We start from the raw sequence: 22,567 nt of genomic DNA on the forward strand, positions 1-22,567 counted from the left end.
CAATGAAACTATCAAACAACACTATTTTAATTACGGGCGGTTCATCAGGTATTGGTTGGGCATTAGCAAAGCGTTTTTATGAACTTGATAATAAGGTGATTATCACAGGAAGAGACCCTAAAAAATTGGCTCAAATCAAAAGCCAATACCCAAACATTGAAACTTTTGCACGAACGATTTTCGGCAGAAGAAATAGAAGAACATCGCTATTTTTTACGCAATCGTTTTGAAATTGGCGGTTTGCGAAAAGACACGGGCAAAGCCGAAATTATTTTTCATTTTGAAAAAGAATTTAGCGACCTTTGCCACCGAGAACAGAAACAAAAAATCAGTGAATATTTTTTGACCGCCCTTCGTGTTTTTGCCCAAAAACAAAAGAAAATCAATTATAATTTTGAGTTGATGTTGGCTGATTTTGAGCGAATTGTGAAGGATTGGCAAAAATGAATTGAATCAAAACAAACAAGAAAAAAATGTACAAGACATCATTTAAAATATCAAAAATGGATTGCCCTTGCGAAGTGCAAATGATAAAAATGAAGCTTGCAGAGTTGCAAAATATTCATTCAATGGAATTTAGCATAGATAATAGACTGTTAATTGTTTTTCATAGTGGTAACTATCAGCAGATTTTTCAGCACCTTAAAAGCCTACAATTAGACACTTCTCTGATTGATAGCAGTGCTGCAGATGATTACTCAAAAACAAATGACACCAATGAAAGAGTATTGCTCTGGCGTGTTTTATATATCAATTTTTTCTTTTTTATTTTAGAAATGGCAACAGGATTTTTATCTGGTTCTATGGGGCTTATCGCCGATAGTTTGGATATGCTTGCTGATAGCTTAGTGTATGGACTTGCTTTATTAGCTGTTGGTACGAGTATCATTTATAAAAAACGCATTGCAAAAATAGCAGGTTATTTTCAAATATTTCTTGCCATTATCGGACTTGTAGAAGTCATTAAGCGATTTATTGGCAGTGAATCCATTCCTCATTTTCAAACGATGGCTTTTGTTTCGTTGCTGGCACTTATTGGTAACGCTCTTTGCTTGTATTTATTGCAAAAGAACAAAAGCCAAGAAGCTCATATGCAAGCCAGTATGATTTTTACTTCTAATGATGTCATTATCAATATAGGGGTGATTATTGCTAGTGGATTGGTTTATTTGACTAATTCTAAATCTCCTGACCTTATCATCGGAGCCATTGTATTTTGCATTGTTTGGCAAGGGGCAATAAAAATTTTAAAACTCTCAAAATAATGTAAATTAACTTTAATTAAAAAAGGAAATCATATGAAAAACGAATGTAAAATCATCGGCATAGTGGTACGCACGACCAATGCCAACGGACAAGCCGCAACAGATTTGGGCAAACTTTGGGGGCAATTTATGAGCGACACCATTTCAAAAATCCCCAATACCATTTCGGAGGAAATTATCGCCATTTACACCGATTACGAAAGTGATTATCAAGGAGCTTATACGGCGATTATCGGAAAGAAAGTCAGCTCATTAGATGAAATTCCAGACGGAATGATTGGGAGAGAATTTCCTGCTACAAAATTTCAGAAATTCATTGCCAAAGGAGAAATGCCCAATGCCGTTATGCAGACTTGGAAAACCATTTGGGAACAAGATGAAGTGCTGAATCGTGCCTACCAGTACGATTTTGAGGTGTATGGCGAAAAATCCCAAAACGGCAGTGAGTCCGAAGTGGAAATTTTCGTTTCAGTGAAGTAAAAATATAATGTAGGAATTAGCCGAAATCTAGTATTTGAAGTTTAATTATTAAATCAAAAATTATGAAGCTAACTATCAACGAAAATCTATACCTCAAATTGGTAAAACTATCGGATGCGTCGGATATTTTTAACACAATTGACCACCAACGCGAATATTTGGGCGAATGGTTGCCGTTTATTCCGTTTATAAAAGAAGTTGCCGATGAGGAAAATTTCCTAAAATCAGTTTTGGAAACAATGGAACACACCAAAGAATATGTGTTTTGTATTCGCAAAGATGGGAAATTTGTGGGGCTTATCGGTTTTATCAAACCCGATATTGCCAATCAGAAAACGGAAATTGGTTATTGGATTTCAAAGGATTATCAAAAGCAAGGTATTGTAACCCAAGCTACCAAAAGACTGTGCGAATTTGCCTTTAACGATTTGGGAATGAATCGAGTTCAGCTACGATGTGCGGTGGGAAATCTGCCAAGTAAAAGCATTCCAAAGCGATTGGGATTTACTTTCGAGGGCATTGAGCGACACGGCGAACGCGTTTCGGAAGGCGTTTTCAGAGATTTAGAGGTATATAGTATTTTAAAATCGGAAATTTAGTATAAAACAAACAACTAAATATGAAAACCTATATCGTCCTTTTGCGTGGTGTGATGCCCACAGGGAAAAACAAAATTCCGAGTATGGCTTTTCTGAAAGAAATTTTGGGAAAAGGCGGTTTCGTGAATGTAAAAACCTATATCCAAAGCGGAAATATTGTATTACAAACGGAGCTTTCCCCTGCGGAGGTGAGCAGGAAGGTACACGAAGTCATTAAGGAAAACATTGGAGCAGAACTCCCTGTGATTGTAAAAACCGCTGATGAAATTGCACAAGTTTTAAGCGAAAATCCATTTACCGAAAATCACGACAGCAAACGCGTTTTTTTTACCCTATTTAACGATGAGCTACCGCAAGCACTGGCAAACGAACTCAAAAAGCAGGATTTCGGAGAAGAAAAATTTGATTTTAGCGAAAAAGCATTGTATATGTATTTACCCAAAGATGCCAGCCGTAGCAAACTCAGTAACAATTTTTTGAAAAAGAAACTAAAAATCATTGCTACTACACGCAATTTTAATACATTGAGCAAGTTGGTAGCAATGGCTGAGGAAATGGAAAATCTTATTTTTATATAAATAAAATGAATATTATGGAAAAACCAAAAATAAAAATTTTAGATAACTCGGTATTAAGAGCTGAGCTATTTGAATTAACTAAAAATGTATCACAAATTCAACTTGCAAATTGGGCGATGAATTGTGCGAAACATATCCTAAATTTATCACCCATAGAAATCAATCTAAATGTTGTCAATTTGGGATTTCAAACCAATATACTTTGGCAGAATCAAAACGCGACTGTTCACGAAGTCCGTCAAATAGGATTTAAAATTCACGAAGAAGCCAGAAATACCGAAAATGAAATTGCAAAAAATGTTTTAAGAACTATCGGACAAGCAGTTGCCGTTGGACATATGAAAGAACACGCAATGGTATGTAGTGATTATGCTATAAAAACTATCCAACTTCATTCTGAAAACAATCTTGAAACAATAACATCAGAAAGGCAATGGCAGATTGACGAATTGAAAAAAATACTAAATGAAAAAATATAGTATTGGCAAAATGCGAAGATTTGAACGGCTTCAATTGGACATTTATGCTAAAAATTAGCACCACCACACGCAATTTGAATACATTAACGAAGTTGATAACGTTGGCGGAGGAAATGGAAAATTAATTCGTACTATTAGGAGACGGATATATCCGCTTTGATGATAACAAAAATGAAAAAATGGATTTTTATAAATATCAAAAACCTGTCGGAAAAATAGAAGATATTTCTGCATTACGCGATGAATTCATCACGATTTTCGATACCAAAAATCGTCAGGAAATTGTCTTGTTCTGTTTGTCATTGGCACAACATATTATAAATTTCACCAAGTTTGAGCCTTGCGATGAAATGTTATTGGCTTTTGAGGCAATGAAAGAGTGGCTTGAAGGAAAAACCAATTATCATAAGGCGAGAAACATAAGTTTTGAAATCGGTAGATTAGCAAAAGAAGAAAGTGATGTAGCAAAAGTAAAATTTTATCGAACGATGGCTCAAATTGCTGCAAGTCCGCACACCAAATTTCACGGACTATGGGCAACAGATTTCGCAATCACTCTTATCAATAAAATGTTTCCTAACAATATGGAAGTTGTGAGAAAGGAAAGAGAAAAGCATATTACCCTATTGAAAGCATCTTGTTTCAGCAACGACAAGGCTTTCAAAAGTTAGATTTTTATTACACAAAAACTATGAACCTAAAAGATATATTACAAAACATAGAAATCATCTCCCTTTCGGGGGAAATCAATACCCAAGTAGGTGATTTGGTGCAAGACTCGCGGTTAATTAAGCAAGGCGATGTATTCGTTGCTATAAAAGGTACGGCATCAGACGGACATCAATTCATTAGCAAAGCCATCGAAATGGGAGCAAAAGTCATCGTTTGTGAGGAGATTCCGCAAGAAACTATTTCGGAAATTGTTTATGTAAAAGTAAAGGATAGCGTTTCCGCTTTGGCAACGATGGCGAGTAATTTTTACGGAAATCCATCAGAAAAACTCAAGTTAGTGGGGATAACAGGCACAAACGGAAAAACCACCACCACGAGTTTGCTATATCAATTGTTTAGAAAAGTGGGCTACAAAGTGGGACTGATTTCCACCATCGCCATTTATGTTGATGAGCAGAAGTACGATACCAAAAACACTACACCCGACATTCTTACATTGAACAAATATCTGAAAATGATGGTCGATGCAGGTTGTGAATATTGCTTTATGGAAGTGAGTTCGCACGGCGTGGAGCAACGACGCATCGAAGGCTTACAATTTGCAGGGGGCGTGTTTACGAATCTCACACACGACCATTTGGATTATCACCAAACCTTTGCCAACTATCGTGATGCCAAAAAGAAGTTTTTCGACCAATTGCCCAAAACAGCTTTTGCTCTTACCAATATCGACGATAAAAATGGCAGTGTGATGTTGCAAAATACCAAAGCCCAAAAGAAATCGTACGCTCTGAAAACAATGGCGGATTATCGTTTGCAGATTTTGGAAAACCAGTTTTCGGGCTTGGTACTGAAAATAGACGGACAGGAAGTTTGGACAAACCTCATCGGGCAGTTCAACGCTTATAATCTTTTGGCGGTTTATGCTGTCGCCGATTTGCTCAGAATCGAAAAAATTCAGAACCTAACCGCTTTGAGTACTTTGCAGTCGGTGGGCGGAAGGTTTCAGTATTTTGTTTCGAAAGACAAAATCACCGCAATTGTGGATTATGCTCACACGCCCGACGCTTTGCAAAATGTTTTGGACACCATCAACAACATTCGCACTAAAAACGAGCAACTCATCACGGTGGTAGGCTGCGGAGGCAATCGCGACAAGAGCAAACGCCCTGTAATGGCGGATATTTCCACGAAGGAAAGTACCCGAGTAATTTTCACTTCAGACAATCCGCGAGACGAAGACCCACAAACGATTTTAGAAGAAATGGAAGTAGGCGTATCGGCAGAACATTACAAAAAATTCGTAACCATAGCCGACCGCCGTCAGGCAATAAAAACCGCTTGTCAGTTTGCTCAATCAGGAGATATTATCCTCATTGCAGGAAAAGGACACGAAACCTATCAAGAAATCAAAGGTGAACGCACCCATTTTGATGATATGGAAGAAGTGAGGCAATTTTTAAAATAACCAAAATATGAAACTAATCATAAATGAAAAATTATATCTCGAATTGGTACAATTATCTGATGCTGAAACCATTTTCAATACAATAGATACACAAAGAAAATATTTGGGCGAGTGGCTTCCGTTCGTTTCTTTTATAAAAAATGTTGCTGATGAAGAAAATTTTATAAAATCAGCTTTGGAAACGATGGAACAGGCCAAAGAATACATCTTTTGCATTCGAAAAGAGGGCAATTTTGTTGGGCTTATCAGTTTTATCAAAACGGACAAACTCAATCAGAAAACTGAAATCGGTTATTGGATTTCAGAAACATACCAAAAACAAGGGATTGCAACCCAAGCCACCAAGCGAATATGCGAATTTGCCTTTACCGAAATGGGAATGAACCGCGTACAAATCCGTTGTGCTGTCGGGAATTTGCCAAGCAAAAATATTCCAAAGCGATTGGGATTTACCTTTGAGGGCATCGAACGGCAAGGCGAACGCGTTTCGGAAGGTGTTTTCAGAGATTTGGAAGTGTATAGTATTTTAAAATCGGAAATGGTAGAATAACTCAAATTGGTTGGTAGAAACGATAAATAGTTTCAGAAAAAATATAAATAATTATAAATGAATTTTTTGTTTAAAATACTGCCTTCACTTTTAAAAATAGTGGCTTGCTTGTATATTTTTTATATTTTTCTGTTTGAAAAAGACTTGAGAAGAAGTAGCCCCATAAACTGGGAAACGCTAATGATGATAGGCATTATGATTTGGTTTGTCAATATCATCAGTGACTCTTGGAAAGAAATTAAATCACTTTGGCAGAAAAGAAAATAACGTTTTTCTCCGAATTTATCAAAACAATAAATAACAAACAAAATGAAACAAGAATTATATAAAAGCCTAACGAAAATTGAAGAAAGTATCGTTGGTGTTCGTCAGTTTACGATTCATAATTCGGCTTTCAAATCGAGTATTGAGGTGTATGATTATGCCTATCCGTTTGATTTTATGGAAGATATAGAGCAGTATCAAACTGAATGCAAACGAGAGGGGTATGAGAGTTTGTATCAGCTTGTTGCAGAATTTATGAAAAAGTGTAACATCACGCCTTTTGATGAATCGGAGTTAAATGAGAAAAAAAATCATACTTTTTTGCTATTTTATTTTCTGGTCAAACCTTCCGAAGAAATAAAGGAAAAAGGGTTCAATGCCGAAGTGAGAACTTTTTTTGCCGTGCCTTTTACGGAAAATGGCGAGGAAGCATTCCAAATTTTGGTTTCGAAAAATCGTTTTAGCGGAATTGTTCAAGAAATGAAATACGCCGAGCCTCTTTCGGAGGACGATGATAAAGAGGATTGGGCGATATTTGAAAAAGCCGTAGCAATAGTAGAGCGGGAACTAAACCTCGTTACGAATGCAGAACATATCGAACTCAGTAGTTTTGACGATGCGTTGAATGATTTTGTCGCTATTGCCAATATCAAAAAGCAGAAAACCTTTAAAAATCAGTGGAAAAAGCTAAAACAAAACCCTAAAAAGTATATCGACAAAATATTAAAAGCAGGTTTTTACGGCAATGCCAATCAGCAGCAAATCAATTATGAATTTCTGCTCAAGGAACATCTCGAAACTTATAATGACGACTTTCCTATTGAGATTGATGTCCTTACGGATTATATAGAAGAACGTTTAGGAGAAAAAATTCACATTACCGAAGAGGATATATTGTACCCCAAAAGTATTGCCGAGAAAATCGAAAAACAAACCGATTATACCCTTTTAAATGTAGAAAATCAGCTGGGCTATTATACTTTCTTTCTATGCCATAAAGAATATAAAGACTGGATTTTATCTCTGGCAAAGCAACTGGAACTACCAATTGACGATGATTTTTAACATTTTACATAAATACATCATATGTAAACATAATAAATAGTAAAAAATCTTTAAAACCAACAATAATATGACAAAACAAAAAATAAAAATCGCAACCCTTATAGTTCTCTTTATAGGATTATTACAATCTTGTACTGTGAATATGGAAATGACCTTTCACAAAGATGATGCTACAAGCATTCTTATGGAGTTTGACTCGAAAGAAATGATTGATATGATGCAATCAAAATCCGATTCTACGAGTAAAAAATCGAACCTTAACAAATTGTCCAAAGAATGGAAAAGCATCTACCAAATATCTGAGGAAGAAGGAAAACCTATCAGTAAAGATTCTATGGAAGTAGCTAAAAAGATTTTCTTGAAAGGTATTTACGATCAAGAACAAGAAACCGGTTTTGCTATCAAAATGGAACGACTAACCAAAAAAGAATTAGAGGGGTTTTCTGATTCCAAAAATGAAGAGGCTAAAATGCTTTCTCCGTTCGTAAAATCGGGAACAGACTGGGATGGAAAGAGATTAGTTATCGATATGAAAGACCTCACCTCAAAAGAAGAGAAAGAGGAGCAAGAAGATAACGAGCTAAGCGATAAAATGCAAAACTTTATGAAAATGATTGACATACAGTTCAATGTTACATTCAAATTTGATAACAGAATAGAGTCAATTAAAGGAAAGCACAGTAAGTTCAAAAAGATTGATGACCACACCGTTCAAGTGAGTTTGAAGCTCAATGAAGAACTTGATAGAAATGAAAAAAATGATGACAAAATCATCGTTGTAACTGAGTAATTTTTTGTAGAAACTATCAATTAATTGCTCGGAAAGAAGCCACATCTTTTCTATTGTATGGGCATAAAAGGCAAAAATATTAATCCCGAATAGGAACAAACCCCTATTCCCTAATTACTGATAACTAAATGTTATATTATTTATTTGATTATTTAGAAAAAGAATACAATTTGGCGGGAGCAGGATTGTTTCAATACCTTTCGTTCCGTGCGGGGATTGCGGCGATTCTCTCACTTTTAATTGCTACCATCTTCGGAAAGAAAATTATCCGTAGGCTGTACGCACTTCAGGTGGGAGAAACCATTCGTGATTTAGGTCTGCAAGGACAGAACGAAAAAGCAGGAACACCTACAATGGGAGGCGTGATTATCATCTTGGCAACACTTGTACCGGTGCTTCTGTTTGCTGATCTGGCAAATGTGTACATCATTTTACTCATAGTTTCAATGATTTGGATGGGAGTTATCGGGTTTGCGGACGACTACATCAAGGTTTTTAGAAAAAACAAAGACGGACTCAAAGGCAAATTCAAAGTTTTAGGGCAAATAGGTCTCGGACTTTTTGTCGGAGCGATGCTTTATTTCAACCCTAATGTAACCGTGAAGAACGAAAGCACAAAAGCAAGTACAGTAACCGAAGTTCAAATTCAGCAAGAAGAAATAAAATCTACCAAAACCACTATTCCGTTTATGAAAAACAACGAATTTGACTATGCCGACCTGATTTCGTGGGCAGGTGAAGGAAGTAAAGACTGGGTTTGGATGGTTTTTATTCCGATAGTTATTTTAATTGTGACGGCAGTCTCCAACGGAGCTAACCTCACCGACGGAATTGACGGACTGGCAGCAGGAAGTTCGGCAATCATTGTGCTAACACTCGGGATTTTCGCTTGGGTATCGGGGAATATCATTTTTTCGCAGTACCTCAACATAATGTATATCCCCAACGTAGGAGAAATAACCATCTTCATCGCTGCATTTGCTGGGGCTCTCATCGGATTTTTGTGGTATAACACCTATCCTGCTCAGGTTTTTATGGGCGATACAGGCAGCCTGACCATTGGGGGTGTAATTGCTGTGATTGCCATTTCAGTTCGTAAGGAATTGCTCATTCCGTTGCTGTGTGGTATCTTCCTGATTGAAAATCTATCGGTTATGATGCAAGTTTCTTACTTCAAATACACAAAAAAGAAGTATGGCGAGGGCAAACGCATCTTCCTGATGTCGCCTTTGCATCATCATTATCAGAAAAAAGGCTATCACGAAAGTAAAATTGTGATGCGATTCCTAATTGTGGGCATCATTCTGGCAATAATGTCCTTCGTGACCTTAAAAATTAGGTAATCGAAGTTCAGAAAGAAGTTCTTTATCGCTATAAAGAATAGAAAAAAGTCCGTAAAACAGAGAAAACGAATGATAAATCTGCTAAAATATTCGTCTTTAACACAGAAAATGTTTTCCGATGCAAAGAAAAGGGAAAATAGTATCTACAAAAGGTGTAAAGATAGCACTCAAATTGCAGGATTTTCCTCCCAAGGCGAACTAATTATCATTGGGAGGAAGTATTACTATCACTTTAACGAGGTAAAATCCGAATATCAGAAGGAATTGCATAACATTTTCTCTTCCGAATGGAAAAATGAATTGTATTATGGCTTTGCTAAGTTTTATGCCAAGAGCATCAAGCAAGAAAAGAAGCTCTATGTGTTGATACTTTTGGGAATAAACACAGAAAAACTTTCAGAAGAGAACCTACAAGAGGCAAAAGACATCGGATTTGAGAAAAAAGGTAGCATTTTTTGCGAAGAAGACACAGGAAATTTCATATATAAGTCAATTCACATTGCCGGAAAGTTCGCACCGAAGCGACAATGGAAAGAAAAGCTAAAAAATGAATTTCCGCTGAAGCAAAAATTTCATTTTACAATAGAAAAAGAATCGAAATTACCCAAAATAGGAATGTATGTAAAAGCCATCGTGTTGTTGCCTTTTGCTTTATTGTCCGATTTGATAGCAATCACCTTATTATATGGAACAATTGGGCTTGTTTTTCTCATTCTAAAGCTAAAAAATCTTTTAAAGAAGGATTAAATCAACAAAAATATACAGATATAACAGAAAATTGAGATTGTAGAATAGAAAATTAAGTCCGTAGAATACAAAATAAAGCTCGTACAGAACAAAATGAAGTCAGTACAATGCAAAATAAAGTCAGTACAATACAATATAAAGTGCGTACAGAGCAAAATGAAGCAAAAAACAATTAATAATTTTAATATAAAAGAAAAAATGAAACAAAAAATACTATTCATCATACTTTGTGCAAACATTTTTGCCTCGTGTGAGAACGTCAATCAATTGGTAAATAACATCAGTAACGAAATATCGGAAAGCTCTGAATGCATTGAGACAGAAATTTCTAAAAGTACAAACCAAATTAAAGACGAAGTTTTGAAAAACGTCAATTTGGAAGCCATCACCAACGAGTTACTGAACGTTAAGCATCTGGAAAGTATCGAAAATGTAGCTTTAAAGGTAGTTGAATATCAAAATATTGCTGAGAGAATTTCTCTTCTGCAGGAAAACATCACTGGAGGAGAGTTAGGAGCGTTGGAAATACTCGCAATCACGCAGTTTACTAAAAATGCTCAGCAAGAACTTATGAAATTAAAGGAAGGAAATACCTCAATTGAAACCAAAAAGAAGATAGACTCTCTTTTAATTAACTATGAAAATGTTTTAAACAACTATTCTCAGCAAAATATAAGGGGAAATAGTGAATTTAATAATCGTTTTCAGGAAGATATGGAAGAAGACAAAGACTTTGATAACTAACTTAACAATCAATGTATGAAAAATGACATCGATTTATAGTTCAAAATATAAAAAATGAAAAAATTAGTAATTTTAGGAGGAGGCGAAAGCGGTGTTGGGGCTGCAATTCTTGGTAAAAAGAAGCATTGGGATGTGTTTCTGTCCGACAAAGGCAAGGTAGCAACCAAATATGCTGAGGTACTCAATCAACATACCATTCGGTGGGAGGAAAATAAGCATACCGAAAGTGAAATCCTCTCGGCAGATTGTATCATAAAGAGTCCAGGAATTCCCGATACGGTAGAAATTATCAAAAAAGCAAAGGAAAAACATATCGAAATTATTTCCGAAATTGAATTTGCCTATCGCTATACCAAAGGAAAGATTATTGCCATCACAGGTAGCAACGGAAAGACTACCACAACCAGCCTAACGTATCACATTCTGAAAGAAAGCGGGCTTAATGTGGGCGTAGCAGGAAACATCGGGAAGAGTTTTGCTCAAATGGTAGCGGAAGATGATAAAGAATATTATGTTTTGGAAATCAGCAGTTTTCAACTGGACGGAATTACGAGTTTTAAGCCGCACATCGCCATCTTGCTGAACATCACCCCCGACCATCTGGACAGATACGATTATAAAATGAAGAATTACATCGCGTCGAAATTCAGAATTACCGAAAATCAGGACGAAAACGATTATTTCATCTACGATGCTGACGACCCTATTATCGAACAATACTTGAAAAACCATTCCATTAAAGCTCGGAAGATTCTATTTTCTTTAGAAAAGGAACAAAAAGAAGGAGCATTTTTTAAAAATAATACAATTTATACTATGATTGACAATAAAACTATTGAATTTGAAGTAGAAAGCACCTCACTAAGAGGAAAACACAACGCCAAAAACTCAATGGCAGGTTCCGTTGCCTCCCGATTATTGAACGTTAGGAAGCAATCTATTCGCGAAAGCTTAAAAGGCTTCGTGGGTGAGCCGCATCGTTTGGAAGAAGTGAAAACAGTGGAAGGCGTGACCTACATCAATGACTCCAAAGCCACAAATGTGAACTCGGTGTTCTTCGCTCTGGACACAATGAAAACGCCCGTAGTATGGATTGTTGGCGGTGTGGACAAAGGCAACGACTACTCTCCCCTACTTCCTTACGTACACGAGAAAGTGAGAGCAATCGTCTGCTTAGGGAAAGATAATTCGCCTATCTTGAAATCTTTTGGAAACGTCATTGATAACATCGTAGAGACCCAAAGTATGGAAGAGGCTGTATCTCTTTCAAAACAATTTGCAAAAAACGGAGATACTGTGCTACTTTCACCTGCGTGTGCGAGTTTTGACTTGTTCAAAAATTATGAAGAACGAGGAAATGAGTTCAAAAAAGAAGTAGAAAAACTATAACAAATGCGAAACTGGTTAGCACGAAATATAAAGGGAGATAAAGTCACTTGGGCTATCATACTGATATTTACGTTATTCTCATTTTTGGCTGTTTATAGTGCCAGTACAAATTTGGTTTACGTTATCGGTAAGGGAACCACGTTCGGACACTTTTTAAGGCACGGACTGATTGTCTTTATTGGCTTTGTCATCATTTATGTAATTCATAAAGTTCCGTATCGTTTCTCTCGTCCAGTTTCAAAGTTAGGATTATTCCTTTCGGCTTTATTTTTGATTTTTGCCGCTCTTAAAGGAACCACCATTGAAGGAGCCAATGCCAGTCGATGGATTCAAGTGCCTTTTGTGGGTATTTCATTTCAGCCTTCTACGTTTGCTTTGGTTATGCTGATGACGTATGTAGCCTCGTATTTAGCTGAAAATTATGGTAAAAAGCCTACATTCTCGGAATCTTTTCTTCCTTTGTGGCTGCCTGTGGCGATTATCCTTGGGCTTATCGTGCCTTCTAACCTTTCTACGGCTGTACTGGGAGCAGGTTCGGTAGGGATTTTAACTTTTATTGGGCGACATCCTCTGAAAAATATCTTTACGGCTCTGAGTATCGGTATAGCTCTTATGGCAATTTTCATTCTTACAGTGAAAGCATTTCCTGATAATTTTAAAAACACGCGGGTAAGCACTTGGGTAAGCCGTATTGAATCCTTTACAGCAGGAGAAGACGAGAAAGAAGGTTATCAAATTGAACGAGCTAAAATGGCTATTGCAAAAGGCGGACTAATGGGTGAAGGAGCTGGAAAAAGCACGATGAAAAACTTTCTACCACAGAGTTCTTCCGATTTTATTTATGCTATTATTACGGAAGAATATGGCTCGTTTGGGGCGTTAGTCATAATGGCTCTTTATGTACTTTTACTTTTGCGGATTGTCATCATTTCTCAAAATGCAAGAACGATATTTGGGCAGTTATTGGTTTTGGGAGTCGGTTTCCCAATTATTCTACAAGCCCTCATAAATATGGGAGTTGCGGTAGAATTATTTCCCGTTACGGGACAGAACTTACCGCTTATTAGTAGTGGAGGAACTTCCATTTGGATGACGTGTTTGGCATTAGGATTAATTCTTTCAGTGAGTACAAGCAAACGCAATAATAAACAACAAGCTATGGAAAAAGACAAAAACTTAGCCGAAGTTGAAGAGGAACTAGCTGAAGAAATTATGGAAGAAATCCAAAAGGCGGAAAAAAAGAAATTGGTAAAATAGTTTAAATTTTAATACTCAAACATTCAAACTATTATGAAAAGATTTATCATATCAGGTGGCGGTACAGGCGGACATATTTATCCTGCTATTGCTATTGCGAATGAAATAAAGCGTCGTTTGCCTGATGCCAAAATTCTGTTTGTGGGAGCTGAAAACCGAATGGAAATGCAAAAAGTGCCTCAGTCGGGGTATCCCATCGAAGGATTGTGGATTTCGGGTTTACAACGCAAACTAACGCTTGACAACTTGATGTTTCCGCTCAAACTTGTCAGTAGCTTGTGGAAAGCTCGGAAAATCATCAAAAAGTTTCATCCTGATGTGGTTATCGGAACAGGCGGATATGCCTCTGCCCCAACCCTTAAAGCGGCTCAATGGCTCGGCATTCCTACGATAATTCAAGAGCAAAATTCCTATGCCGGAGTGACCAACAAATGGGTATGCCAAAAAGCGGAAAAAATATGTGTGGCTTATGACGATATGGAAAAATTCTTCCCGAAAGAAAAAATCGTGAAAACGGGAAATCCTGTTCGGGCAGATTTGCTCAATATTTCCGAAAAAAGAAAGGAAGCTCAAACTTTTTTCTCTCTGAACCCAAATAAAAAAACACTTTTGGTTTTGGGCGGGAGTTTAGGAGCAAGACGTATCAATCAGCTCATTGAAAGCAATTTGCCTCTCTTTGAAAAACTTGATATCCAGGTACTTTGGCAGTGTGGGAAACTCTATTTTGAAGAATATAAAAAGTACAACTCTGAAAATATTAAAGTATTGCAATTCATTGACCGAATGGACTTTGCGTACGCCTCAGCTGATGCAATTATTTCCCGAGCGGGAGCAAGTTCTGTAAGTGAACTTTGCATTGTGGGCAAACCTGTGATTTTCATTCCGTCACCCAATGTCGCGGAAGACCATCAGACTAAAAATGCACAAGCAATAGCAAAAAAGCAAGGTTGTGTTTTAATCCGTGAAAGCGAGTTAGATAGCCAATTTGAAACAATATTTTCACAGCTAATTCTTGACGAAAATCAGCAGAAAAATCTCTCTGAAAATATCAAAAAATTAGCTCAACCCAACGCAACTAAAGACATCGTAGATATTATTTTTAAATTATTCAAAGATTAAATGATTTAAAGATTGAAAAAATCAAAAAAATTGAAAAGAAATACAAAAACAATAACTAATCATTTAATTTTTAAATCTTTTAGTCTTTCAAAACCTTAAACAAAAACGCAATGAAAGTCAATTTCAATAACATAGAAAACGTATATTTCATCGGGATTGGTGGAATCGGAATGTCGGCATTGGCTCGTTATTTCAAAGCCATCGGAAAGAATGTCTGCGGATACGACCGAACACCAACAGAAATTACCGATACACTTGAAAACGAAGGAATTAAAGTCCACTTTACGGAAGATGAAGCAAATATCCCATCAGATTTCAAAAGTGTGGAAAATACTCTTGTAGTGTACACACCTGCCGTCCCGAAAATGCACATTGAACTTGTCTTCTTCCAAAAGAATGGTTATCAAGTTTTTAAGCGTTCCGAAATTTTAGGAATGATTACTGAAAATAGTTTTTGTTTAGCGGTGGCAGGAACGCACGGAAAAACCACAACATCAAGCATTTTGGCTCATATTTTAGTGGAAAGTGGAGCTTCGGTAAGCGCCTTTTTAGGTGGAATTGCTGAAAATTTCAACAGCAATTTAGTTCTTAACGGAAGTAAATTTACCGTTGTTGAAGCCGACGAATTTGACCGCTCTTTTTTAAGGTTATCTCCTGATATTGCGTGTATTACTTCAATGGATGCTGACCATTTGGACATCTACGGAAGTAAAGAGGAATTTGAAAAAGGGTTTCGTGATTTCGCCGACAAAATCAAATCTGATGAAAATCGGATTATATGTAACGGACTGAAAATAAACGGAAAAACATACGGATTGGAAGATAATTCTGATTTCAGCTTTCAAAATATTCGTATCGAAAATGGTTTGTATCACTTTGATTTCCATTATGCAAACAACGTTCTTAAAAATTATGTGTTTCCAAAACCAGGCAGACACAATTTGTCGAACGCTTTGGCGGCGGTGGCAATGGGTGTACAAGCGGGATTTCCTGCTGAAAAATTATTGTCGGCATTGGCAACTTTTAAAGGAGTAAAACGTCGATTTTCATACATCATCAAAGAAAAGGATTTCGTTTTCATTGATGACTATGCACATCACCCATCGGAAATTAATGCACTTTTCCAAGCGGTGGACGAAATGTATCCAAAAATTGAAAAAACCATTGTTTTTCAGCCTCATTTGTTTACTCGAACTCGCGATTTTATGGACGAATTCGCAGAGAGTTTATCCAAATTTGACGATGTCGTATTGTTGGATATTTATCCTGCAAGAGAATTGCCCATTGAAGGAATCACGTCAGAAGTGTTGTTAGAAAAAATTCAAAGCAAACAGAAAGTTTTGGTCTCAAAATCGGATTTAATTCCGTTACTGACCAAAAAACAGCCCAAGTTATTGCTTACTGTTGGAGCAGGTGACATCGGGGCGGAAGTTGAGAGAATTAAACAATCTTTCTCTTAGACAATTGGATTTCAATCATTTATTTAAGAAATGAAAAATACACTAAGAAAAATATTAAAGATAGTAACCATTATTTTGCTACCTGTTTCATTGCAGATTTTCGCGTCGAATAGAAACCAAACTCGAACTATCAAGGAAGTAAAGGTTGATCATCAAAGTTCGGATATGTACATCACAGATGAAACAGTTCGTAGAATGGTGCTTAATCCACAAAATAAAACAGAAATAGGTTCATTGAAAATCAACGAGATAGAAAAATTACTGGATAATCACGCAATGATTGAGAAATCAGAAGTTTTTTGCACAATTGATGGAATACTGAACGTGAAGATAAAACAACGTCAGCCCCTTGCAAGATTTTACGAGGAAGGAAAATTCTTTTATATGGATTCACAGGGTAAGAAAATGCCTCTTTCTGATTCATTTTCTGCAAGAGTGCCTCTTGTTACTGGAAATATTGATGAAAAACATTGGGAAAATATTTATAATTTAATAAAATTCATACAAAATGATGAATTTCTCACAAAAAATATCACAAAAATAAATATAAAACGAAATAGTGAATACGAATTTGATATGCGAATAGCGAGTTTCGTTGTGATTTGGGGAGATTTAGAAGAAATGGAACAAAAAAAGGCGAATCTAAAAGCTTTCTACAAACAAATGGAAAAAAGCAATACCTTAAATGTTTATAAAATTGTTAATTTAAAATATTCAAATCAGGTAGTTTGTACGAAATAATTGTTTATTTTTGCGTTTTTGGAGTTTTTATGTTACTGAAAAAGTTAATTTTTTCAGAAAAAGGTCAGAATTTAACAGACAAATTCACTTATCACCTGTAATTTAACATCTTAACACAAAAAAAATATGAAACATAATGATATGAAACATAAAAAATATTACGTTGGTCTGGACATCGGAACAACAAAAATTGTTGCGATGGTTGGAGTCAAGAATGAATATGGAAAAATTGAAATATTAGGCTACGGACAAGCTAAAAGTGAGGGAATAAACAAAGGTGTAGTTCACAACATAACGAAAACAACACAGTCAATTCTTGAAGCAATTCGTGATGCAGAAGAAAAAACAGGATTACAGATTAAAGATGTTGTTGTGGGGATTGCAGGGCAACACATTTTAAGTCGTTCGCATAGTGATTATATCATTCGTCCTGATGCAGAAAAACTCATTGATATTGAGGATATTGAACAACTCAAACAGCAAGTATATCGCATAGGATTGTCTCCTGGTCAGAAAATAATTCACGTATTACCACAGGAATACAAGGTTGACGACCAAGACGATATCAGAGAGCCTATTGGAATGATTGGTTCCCGCTTAGATGCTTCATTTCATCTTGTTATTGGGCAGTTAAATTCTATTAAAAGTATTACGCGTTGTGTACAGCTTTCAGGGCTTACATTTACGAATCTTACACTTGAGCCTCTTGCCTCTGCTAATGCTGTTCTTAGTGAAGAAGAAAAAGATGTAGGTGTTGCTTTGGTTGATATTGGTGGCGGAACAACTGATGTGGCAATTTTTAAAGATGGAATTATCAGACATACAGCGGTAATCCCGATGGGGGGAAATATTATCACTGAGGATATTAAGGAAGGATGTGGCATTTTAGGAAGACAAGCTGAAATGCTAAAGGTAGAGTTTGGTTCGGCTTGGCCAGGAGAAAATCGTGATAACGAAATCGTTTCAATTCCTGGAATTAAAGGAAAAGAACCCAAAGAAATCACACTAAAAAATCTTTCAAAAATAATTCACGCTCGTGTAAGTGAAATCATCAATTTGGTTTTCAATACGATAAAAAGTTACGGACACGAAGAACACAAAAAGAAATTAATTGCAGGTATTGTGCTTACGGGTGGTGGAAGCCAATTAAAACACATTCAGCAATTGGTGGAATACATCACAGGAATGGACACTCGTATTGGTTATCCTAATGAACATTTAACGAATAACTCAAACGGAAAGGTAGTTTCTCCAATTTATGCAACCTCTATAGGACTAGTAATGAGTGCTATTGATTATGAAGCAGAAGAAATTATCCGACAGAAGTTAGAGGCTTTCAAAGAAGTTTCAACTCCCCAACCCGAAATTGAGCAACAAGAAATTCCTACTTCCCCAGATTTTGATATTCCTCAAGATGAAGATGCGGAAAATGAGAAAGAAATTAAGAAGAAAAAAGTAGGATTTTGGGAAGGAGTAGGCAAACGAATTAAAGATTTTTTAGATAGTAGCGACGAATAAATAATAAAACAAATAGTTATGAGTACAAATGATATGAACAACACAGGATTAAAATTTGACTTACCCAAAGGTAAAAGCAATATTATCAAAGTTATAGGCGTTGGCGGTGGCGGTTGTAACGCTGTAAATCATATGCACATTCAAGGAATAAAAGGAGTGGATTATGTAATCTGTAATACAGACGCTCAAGCCCTTGAAAATAGCCCAGTTACTAATAAAATCCAATTAGGAGTAACACTAACCGAAGGATTAGGTGCTGGTGCTGACCCTGAAATCGGCGAAAAAGCAGCTGAAGAAAGCTTGGAAGAAATCCGTAAGGTATTGGAAGGAAATACTCAAATGGTTTTTATCACAGCAGGAATGGGCGGTGGAACTGGAACTGGAGCAGCTCCCGTAATTGCCAAACAAGCAAAAGAAATGGGAATTTTGACCGTTGCTATTGTTACATCTCCTTTTACCTATGAAGGCTTAAAACGAAGCAAACAAGCACAAGCTGGAATTAAAAAACTAAGAGAATGCGTTGATTCTCTTATCGTTATAAACAACAATAAAATCTCCGAAATTTATGGTGATTTAGGCATCAGAGATAGTTATGCCAAAGCTGATGAAATCCTCTTAAAAGGAGCCAAAGGAATGGCAGAGGTAATCAGTAAGCACTACATCGTAAACATCGATTTGAATGATGCTCGTACTGTGCTTGGAGAGGGAGGAACAGCAATCATGGGGTCAGCAATTGCTGATGGCGAAAACAGAGCTTTTGAAGCTATTTCAGGAGCGTTAAATTCTCCTTTGCTAAATGACAACAAAATCACTGGAGCGAAAAATGCTTTATTGTTAATTGTGTACGGAAGTAAACAAGCAACTACCAAAGAGATTGAAGAAATCAGCAATTACGTTCAGATGCAAGCAGGTGAAAATATGGCTGACCTAATTACTGGTATTGGTGAAGATGAATCATTAGGTGATGCTTTGTCAGTTACTGTAATTGCAACGGGATTTGATGCTAATCAACAACACGAAATAGTAAATGGCGAAACCAAAAAAGTAATTCACGTACTTGATGATACACAACCAGTTGTGCACGACCTAACTGGACGAAATACACCAGTTGTAAACACAAATGACTGGCAACCAGCTTATTCAACTCCTGTCATTGCACCTTCTCCAGAAAAGAAACCAACCTCTCAGGCTTCTCTTTCTGAGCTATTTAACATCTGGGTTGATTGTGAGGTACTTTCTCCCGAGCAATTTTTTACCATTGTTGAAAAACCTAAAGCTACGTTGAACAACACTTCACACATAGCAAAAGAAAGAGCTCAACCACAAAGAGTTATCAAACAAGAACCTATCAGAGAAGAAATTAAAAAAAATTCTGATACTCCTGTTTTCTTCCATTTGAGTAGTGATATTAACGACAATTATGAAGAACCAAAACAAACCACTCCTACTATAAACCAAAGTGGAGAAATTCGTCACTCACTCGAAGATTATATGGAATTGGAAAAAAACCTTAATGAGGCTAAACCATTCTCTTCCAATATTACAATAGAAGAAAGCAGAAATGAGTTCATACTTTACAAAAAAGAAGAAACTGAACCTACGCCTTCAAACGTTGACGAGCAGGGACAAATAAGTATGTTTTTAGATGAAGAACCTCAGGAAATTGACCCTATAAATAGCAGAATTTCAGACGTTATGGCTAAACGTTCGAATCGTCTGCAAAATTATAATCATATTTTTGGTTCATCGAACAATTATTCTGAAAACAATCAGTCAAGAACTTCAATCAGTAAAGACAGTTCTGGCGAATACCAAATACGCAGAAATAATTCGTTCCTACACGACAACGTAGATTAAAAAATACCTCATAACAAATAAATTTTTAAATTTTTCTAAACTTTCCAGTACAGGTAGTACTGGAAAGTTTATTTTTTGACCATAACAAAATGAAAAACAACATATTATTAAAACAAAATTAAATAGCTTTTACCAATTCTTTCCTCAATAATCTTAAAAAAGATTCCTATTTATTTTTTTATTTTTAAAAAAGCAGTAACTTTGGAGGATAATTTTTAATCTTTCTAAAAATAGAAAACTATGTTTAAAGAAAATAAGAAAGTTATGGCTGAAAACACATCATCAGGAAGCAGTAACAGAATTGTTGCTGAAACAAAATTTAAAGGAGATATAATTTCTAAAACCGATTTTAGAATTGATGGTGAAATTGAAGGAAACTTCCAGACAAGTGGAAAATTAGTTGTCGGAAAGACAGGGCTTATCAAAGGCGTTGTTATTTGTGAAAATGCAGATGTTGAAGGAAAAATTGAAGGAACCTTGCGCGTAAGTGGCGTACTGAGCTTGAAATCAACTTCAGTTATTGAAGGAGAGGTTTTTACAGAAAAATTATCAATTGAACCGGGAGCTATTTTCAATGTTTCGTGTACTATGAAGGATTCTAAACCTCATATTTCAAATGAAAAATTACAAATTGCCGACAAAGCAACTAAATAAGTGGATAAAATTCTCCCAAGCGGGACTTCAAATGGCTATTACTATAGCCATTTGTGTTTTTCTGGGCGATTGGTTGGACGGAAAATTCCCCAATCTTTATCCTCTTTTTACTGTGGCTCTCTCTCTTTTGGGAGTTTTTGTAGCTATTTATTCCGTAATCAGGCAGGTTATGAATATGTCTGACAAATCTTAACTATATGAACATTTTTTTTCGTTTTCTTCTTCTTATAATTGCTTTAAGTGCTCTGACGTATTTTTCGCTTGAAGCCATTGTCAATAAATATGAAATCTCATCATTTTTAGGAATTAGCCAGATTAGTTTGTTTCATTTCAGTCTGTCGGTATGTGTCATAAGTGTTATCTACACAATTCACTCATTTTTAAAAAAATACACTGCCTTTGCCTTTCTGGGAACGGCTTTGATACGTATGATAGCCATCATCATATTCATTTTTCCTTTAATAAAAAACACAGAAAAAACACCTATCTCCGATGCCTTGTTTGTAGTAATTCCTTACTTTATTTTCACAATTGTAGAAGCTTTCTTCACGATAAAATTAATCAAACCGAAAGCAGAAAAGTAAATTTATCACGCTCAATTTTCTTTATATCCGAATCTTCTTAACTGCCTTGTATTGGAACGCCAATCTTTGTTTACCTTTACAAATATCTCAATATGAATTTGTTTACCAAAGAATTTCTCTAAATCTGCACGGGCCTGTGTCCCCACTTTTTTGAGAGCTTCGCCTTTATGACCAATAATAATTCCTTTTTGGGTTTCGCGTTCCACCATAATCACTGAACGAATATGAATAATTTGCTCTGACTCTGCAAACGCCTCTGTTTCAACCTCAACGGCATACGGAATTTCTTTTTTATAATTTAATAGAATTTTTTCGCGTATGATTTCATTTACAAAAAATCGTTCTGGTTTGTCTGTTAATTGATCTTTTGGGAAGAATGGAGGTGACTCGGGCAATAATTCCACTATGCGATTGAAAACTTCTGCAGTTTGAAAGCCTTCCAAAGCCGAAATCGGAAAAATTTCTGCCTTTGGAACTTGTTCTTTCCAGTAAGCAACCTGATTTTCTAACTCTTCTTGCGATGATTTGTCAATTTTGTTAATGAGAAGAAGAATTGGAACATTCATTTTATTTATTTTCGCGAAAAATGCTTCATCTTTGAGCTGCTTTTCCCCTACTTCCACCATATAAATAAGAATATCAGCATCTTCCAAAGCACTTTTCACGAAATCCATCATCGAATGTTGCAGTTCATACGCTGGTTTGATAATACCTGGAGTATCCGAAAATACAATCTGGAAATCGTCTCCACTAACAATTCCAAAAATACGATGCCTTGTTGTTTGTGCTTTTGACGTAATTATAGACAATCTCTCACCCACAAAGGCATTCATTAAAGTAGATTTTCCAACATTTGGATTTCCTATAATGTTCACAAAACCTGATTTATGCATAAAATAAAATATTTGAAAGCAAATTTAGCAAAAAAATAAACATAAAAAATG

Annotated in this window: 27 protein-coding genes; 26 read left to right on the forward strand and 1 reads right to left on the reverse strand. The window is 36.0% G+C overall.

Annotated features, from left to right (window positions below):
- The first annotated feature begins 2 nt into the window (after window positions 1-2).
- From YW9_RS12905 to YW9_RS0111595, 26 genes are all read left to right on the forward strand, one after another.
- On the forward strand, window positions 3-230 hold the full coding sequence (locus tag YW9_RS12905; protein ID WP_018280315.1) for an SDR family NAD(P)-dependent oxidoreductase: 228 nt from the start codon (window positions 3-5) through the stop codon (window positions 228-230).
- Complete coding sequence (locus YW9_RS12910) at window positions 166-447, forward strand: hypothetical protein (protein ID WP_095917179.1); 282 nt, start codon at window positions 166-168, stop codon at window positions 445-447. The genes YW9_RS12905 and YW9_RS12910 overlap by 65 nt, the downstream gene beginning before the upstream one ends.
- Window positions 448-473: 26 nt before the next feature.
- Window positions 474-1,265 carry a cation transporter gene (locus YW9_RS0111485; protein ID WP_002664567.1) on the forward strand — a complete coding sequence of 264 codons (792 nt, stop codon included), beginning with the start codon at window positions 474-476 and terminating at the stop codon, window positions 1,263-1,265.
- A 33-nt stretch (window positions 1,266-1,298) separates the two neighbouring features.
- Entirely contained in the window at window positions 1,299-1,745 is a 447-nt protein-coding gene (locus tag YW9_RS0111490) for a GyrI-like domain-containing protein (protein WP_018280318.1), read from the forward strand.
- 62 nt (window positions 1,746-1,807) lie between these two features.
- Window positions 1,808-2,344 carry a GNAT family N-acetyltransferase gene (locus YW9_RS0111495; RefSeq protein WP_018280319.1) on the forward strand — a complete coding sequence of 179 codons (537 nt, stop codon included), beginning with the start codon at window positions 1,808-1,810 and terminating at the stop codon, window positions 2,342-2,344.
- 20 nt (window positions 2,345-2,364) lie between these two features.
- Window positions 2,365-2,922: a DUF1697 domain-containing protein gene (locus YW9_RS0111500; protein ID WP_026194007.1), complete on the forward strand. Its 558-nt coding sequence runs from the start codon at window positions 2,365-2,367 to the stop codon at window positions 2,920-2,922.
- 14 nt (window positions 2,923-2,936) lie between these two features.
- Window positions 2,937-3,401, forward strand: a complete 465-nt coding sequence (locus tag YW9_RS0111505; protein WP_018280321.1) for a putative immunity protein — start codon at window positions 2,937-2,939, stop codon at window positions 3,399-3,401.
- A gap of 2 nt (window positions 3,402-3,403) precedes the next feature.
- A complete protein-coding gene (locus tag YW9_RS13820) occupies window positions 3,404-3,526 on the forward strand; it encodes a hypothetical protein (RefSeq protein WP_262481897.1) in 123 nt (40 codons plus the stop codon).
- A 54-nt stretch (window positions 3,527-3,580) separates the two neighbouring features.
- Complete coding sequence (locus tag YW9_RS0111510; protein ID WP_018280322.1) at window positions 3,581-4,072, forward strand: putative immunity protein; 492 nt, start codon at window positions 3,581-3,583, stop codon at window positions 4,070-4,072.
- Between the two features lie 20 nt (window positions 4,073-4,092).
- A complete protein-coding gene (locus YW9_RS0111515) occupies window positions 4,093-5,541 on the forward strand; it encodes a UDP-N-acetylmuramoyl-L-alanyl-D-glutamate--2,6-diaminopimelate ligase (RefSeq protein WP_018280323.1) in 1,449 nt (482 codons plus the stop codon).
- 7 nt (window positions 5,542-5,548) lie between these two features.
- The gene (locus YW9_RS0111520; protein WP_018280324.1) at window positions 5,549-6,091 is read left to right on the forward strand and encodes a GNAT family N-acetyltransferase; all 543 of its coding nucleotides are present in this window, start codon (window positions 5,549-5,551) and stop codon (window positions 6,089-6,091) included.
- 309 nt (window positions 6,092-6,400) lie between these two features.
- Window positions 6,401-7,420: a DUF7821 domain-containing protein gene (locus tag YW9_RS0111525; RefSeq protein ID WP_018280325.1), complete on the forward strand. Its 1,020-nt coding sequence runs from the start codon at window positions 6,401-6,403 to the stop codon at window positions 7,418-7,420.
- 67 nt (window positions 7,421-7,487) lie between these two features.
- Complete coding sequence (locus YW9_RS0111530; RefSeq protein WP_155848779.1) at window positions 7,488-8,210, forward strand: hypothetical protein; 723 nt, start codon at window positions 7,488-7,490, stop codon at window positions 8,208-8,210.
- 128 nt (window positions 8,211-8,338) lie between these two features.
- On the forward strand, window positions 8,339-9,553 hold the full coding sequence (mraY, locus tag YW9_RS0111535; protein WP_018280327.1) for a phospho-N-acetylmuramoyl-pentapeptide-transferase: 1,215 nt from the start codon (window positions 8,339-8,341) through the stop codon (window positions 9,551-9,553).
- Between the two features lie 69 nt (window positions 9,554-9,622).
- Window positions 9,623-10,300, forward strand: coding sequence for a hypothetical protein (locus tag YW9_RS0111540; protein WP_231555644.1), 678 nt, complete (start codon window positions 9,623-9,625; stop codon window positions 10,298-10,300).
- A 198-nt stretch (window positions 10,301-10,498) separates the two neighbouring features.
- On the forward strand, window positions 10,499-11,044 hold the full coding sequence (locus YW9_RS0111545; RefSeq protein ID WP_231555645.1) for a hypothetical protein: 546 nt from the start codon (window positions 10,499-10,501) through the stop codon (window positions 11,042-11,044).
- Window positions 11,045-11,098: 54 nt separating this feature from the next.
- The gene (gene murD / locus YW9_RS0111550; protein ID WP_018280330.1) at window positions 11,099-12,433 is read left to right on the forward strand and encodes a UDP-N-acetylmuramoyl-L-alanine--D-glutamate ligase; all 1,335 of its coding nucleotides are present in this window, start codon (window positions 11,099-11,101) and stop codon (window positions 12,431-12,433) included.
- A 3-nt stretch (window positions 12,434-12,436) separates the two neighbouring features.
- The gene (locus YW9_RS0111555; RefSeq protein ID WP_013998221.1) at window positions 12,437-13,690 is read left to right on the forward strand and encodes an FtsW/RodA/SpoVE family cell cycle protein; all 1,254 of its coding nucleotides are present in this window, start codon (window positions 12,437-12,439) and stop codon (window positions 13,688-13,690) included.
- Window positions 13,691-13,723: 33 nt separating this feature from the next.
- Window positions 13,724-14,809, forward strand: a complete 1,086-nt coding sequence (murG, locus tag YW9_RS0111560; RefSeq protein WP_018280332.1) for an undecaprenyldiphospho-muramoylpentapeptide beta-N-acetylglucosaminyltransferase — start codon at window positions 13,724-13,726, stop codon at window positions 14,807-14,809.
- A gap of 110 nt (window positions 14,810-14,919) precedes the next feature.
- Entirely contained in the window at window positions 14,920-16,269 is a 1,350-nt protein-coding gene (gene murC, locus YW9_RS0111565) for a UDP-N-acetylmuramate--L-alanine ligase (protein ID WP_018280333.1), read from the forward strand.
- A gap of 30 nt (window positions 16,270-16,299) precedes the next feature.
- Entirely contained in the window at window positions 16,300-17,010 is a 711-nt protein-coding gene (locus YW9_RS0111570) for a cell division protein FtsQ/DivIB (protein ID WP_018280334.1), read from the forward strand.
- A 141-nt stretch (window positions 17,011-17,151) separates the two neighbouring features.
- The gene (gene ftsA, locus YW9_RS0111575) at window positions 17,152-18,528 is read left to right on the forward strand and encodes a cell division protein FtsA (RefSeq protein ID WP_026194009.1); all 1,377 of its coding nucleotides are present in this window, start codon (window positions 17,152-17,154) and stop codon (window positions 18,526-18,528) included.
- Between the two features lie 18 nt (window positions 18,529-18,546).
- Entirely contained in the window at window positions 18,547-20,385 is a 1,839-nt protein-coding gene (gene ftsZ / locus YW9_RS0111580; protein ID WP_018280336.1) for a cell division protein FtsZ, read from the forward strand.
- A 240-nt stretch (window positions 20,386-20,625) separates the two neighbouring features.
- A complete protein-coding gene (locus YW9_RS0111585; RefSeq protein WP_018280337.1) occupies window positions 20,626-21,039 on the forward strand; it encodes a bactofilin family protein in 414 nt (137 codons plus the stop codon).
- Window positions 21,002-21,232 carry an AtpZ/AtpI family protein gene (locus YW9_RS0111590; protein ID WP_018280338.1) on the forward strand — a complete coding sequence of 77 codons (231 nt, stop codon included), beginning with the start codon at window positions 21,002-21,004 and terminating at the stop codon, window positions 21,230-21,232. Before YW9_RS0111585 ends, YW9_RS0111590 begins: the two co-directional genes overlap by 38 nt.
- 4 nt (window positions 21,233-21,236) lie before the next feature.
- On the forward strand, window positions 21,237-21,623 hold the full coding sequence (locus YW9_RS0111595) for a hypothetical protein (RefSeq protein WP_018280339.1): 387 nt from the start codon (window positions 21,237-21,239) through the stop codon (window positions 21,621-21,623).
- Window positions 21,624-21,634: 11 nt separating this feature from the next.
- Here the strand turns inward: YW9_RS0111595 and era are convergent, their stop codons facing one another.
- Complete coding sequence (era, locus tag YW9_RS0111600) at window positions 21,635-22,516, reverse strand: GTPase Era (protein WP_018280340.1); 882 nt, start codon at window positions 22,514-22,516, stop codon at window positions 21,635-21,637.
- Between the last annotated feature and the right edge of the window lie 51 nt (window positions 22,517-22,567).

This window comes from Capnocytophaga cynodegmi DSM 19736, assembly GCF_000379185.1.
GTDB lineage: Bacteria > Bacteroidota > Bacteroidia > Flavobacteriales > Flavobacteriaceae > Capnocytophaga > Capnocytophaga cynodegmi.

Coding starts and splice junctions, on each gene's coding strand:
- YW9_RS12905 (WP_018280315.1), top strand. CDS start 3: ATGAAACTATCAAACAACACTATTTTAATTACGGGCGGTTCATCAGGT.
- YW9_RS0111485 (WP_002664567.1), top strand. CDS start 474: ATGTACAAGACATCATTTAAAATATCAAAAATGGATTGCCCTTGCGAA.
- YW9_RS0111490 (WP_018280318.1), top strand. CDS start 1,299: ATGAAAAACGAATGTAAAATCATCGGCATAGTGGTACGCACGACCAAT.
- YW9_RS0111495 (WP_018280319.1), top strand. CDS start 1,808: ATGAAGCTAACTATCAACGAAAATCTATACCTCAAATTGGTAAAACTA.
- YW9_RS0111500 (WP_026194007.1), top strand. CDS start 2,365: ATGAAAACCTATATCGTCCTTTTGCGTGGTGTGATGCCCACAGGGAAA.
- YW9_RS0111505 (WP_018280321.1), top strand. CDS start 2,937: ATGGAAAAACCAAAAATAAAAATTTTAGATAACTCGGTATTAAGAGCT.
- YW9_RS0111510 (WP_018280322.1), top strand. CDS start 3,581: ATGGATTTTTATAAATATCAAAAACCTGTCGGAAAAATAGAAGATATT.
- YW9_RS0111515 (WP_018280323.1), top strand. CDS start 4,093: ATGAACCTAAAAGATATATTACAAAACATAGAAATCATCTCCCTTTCG.
- YW9_RS0111520 (WP_018280324.1), top strand. CDS start 5,549: ATGAAACTAATCATAAATGAAAAATTATATCTCGAATTGGTACAATTA.
- YW9_RS0111525 (WP_018280325.1), top strand. CDS start 6,401: ATGAAACAAGAATTATATAAAAGCCTAACGAAAATTGAAGAAAGTATC.
- YW9_RS0111530 (WP_155848779.1), top strand. CDS start 7,488: ATGACAAAACAAAAAATAAAAATCGCAACCCTTATAGTTCTCTTTATA.
- mraY (WP_018280327.1), top strand. CDS start 8,339: ATGTTATATTATTTATTTGATTATTTAGAAAAAGAATACAATTTGGCG.
- YW9_RS0111540 (WP_231555644.1), top strand. CDS start 9,623: ATGATAAATCTGCTAAAATATTCGTCTTTAACACAGAAAATGTTTTCC.
- YW9_RS0111545 (WP_231555645.1), top strand. CDS start 10,499: ATGAAACAAAAAATACTATTCATCATACTTTGTGCAAACATTTTTGCC.
- murD (WP_018280330.1), top strand. CDS start 11,099: ATGAAAAAATTAGTAATTTTAGGAGGAGGCGAAAGCGGTGTTGGGGCT.
- YW9_RS0111555 (WP_013998221.1), top strand. CDS start 12,437: ATGCGAAACTGGTTAGCACGAAATATAAAGGGAGATAAAGTCACTTGG.
- murG (WP_018280332.1), top strand. CDS start 13,724: ATGAAAAGATTTATCATATCAGGTGGCGGTACAGGCGGACATATTTAT.
- murC (WP_018280333.1), top strand. CDS start 14,920: ATGAAAGTCAATTTCAATAACATAGAAAACGTATATTTCATCGGGATT.
- YW9_RS0111570 (WP_018280334.1), top strand. CDS start 16,300: ATGAAAAATACACTAAGAAAAATATTAAAGATAGTAACCATTATTTTG.
- ftsA (WP_026194009.1), top strand. CDS start 17,152: ATGAAACATAAAAAATATTACGTTGGTCTGGACATCGGAACAACAAAA.
- ftsZ (WP_018280336.1), top strand. CDS start 18,547: ATGAGTACAAATGATATGAACAACACAGGATTAAAATTTGACTTACCC.
- YW9_RS0111585 (WP_018280337.1), top strand. CDS start 20,626: ATGTTTAAAGAAAATAAGAAAGTTATGGCTGAAAACACATCATCAGGA.
- YW9_RS0111590 (WP_018280338.1), top strand. CDS start 21,002: ATGAAAAATTACAAATTGCCGACAAAGCAACTAAATAAGTGGATAAAA.
- YW9_RS0111595 (WP_018280339.1), top strand. CDS start 21,237: ATGAACATTTTTTTTCGTTTTCTTCTTCTTATAATTGCTTTAAGTGCT.
- era (WP_018280340.1), bottom strand. CDS start 22,516: ATGCATAAATCAGGTTTTGTGAACATTATAGGAAATCCAAATGTTGGA.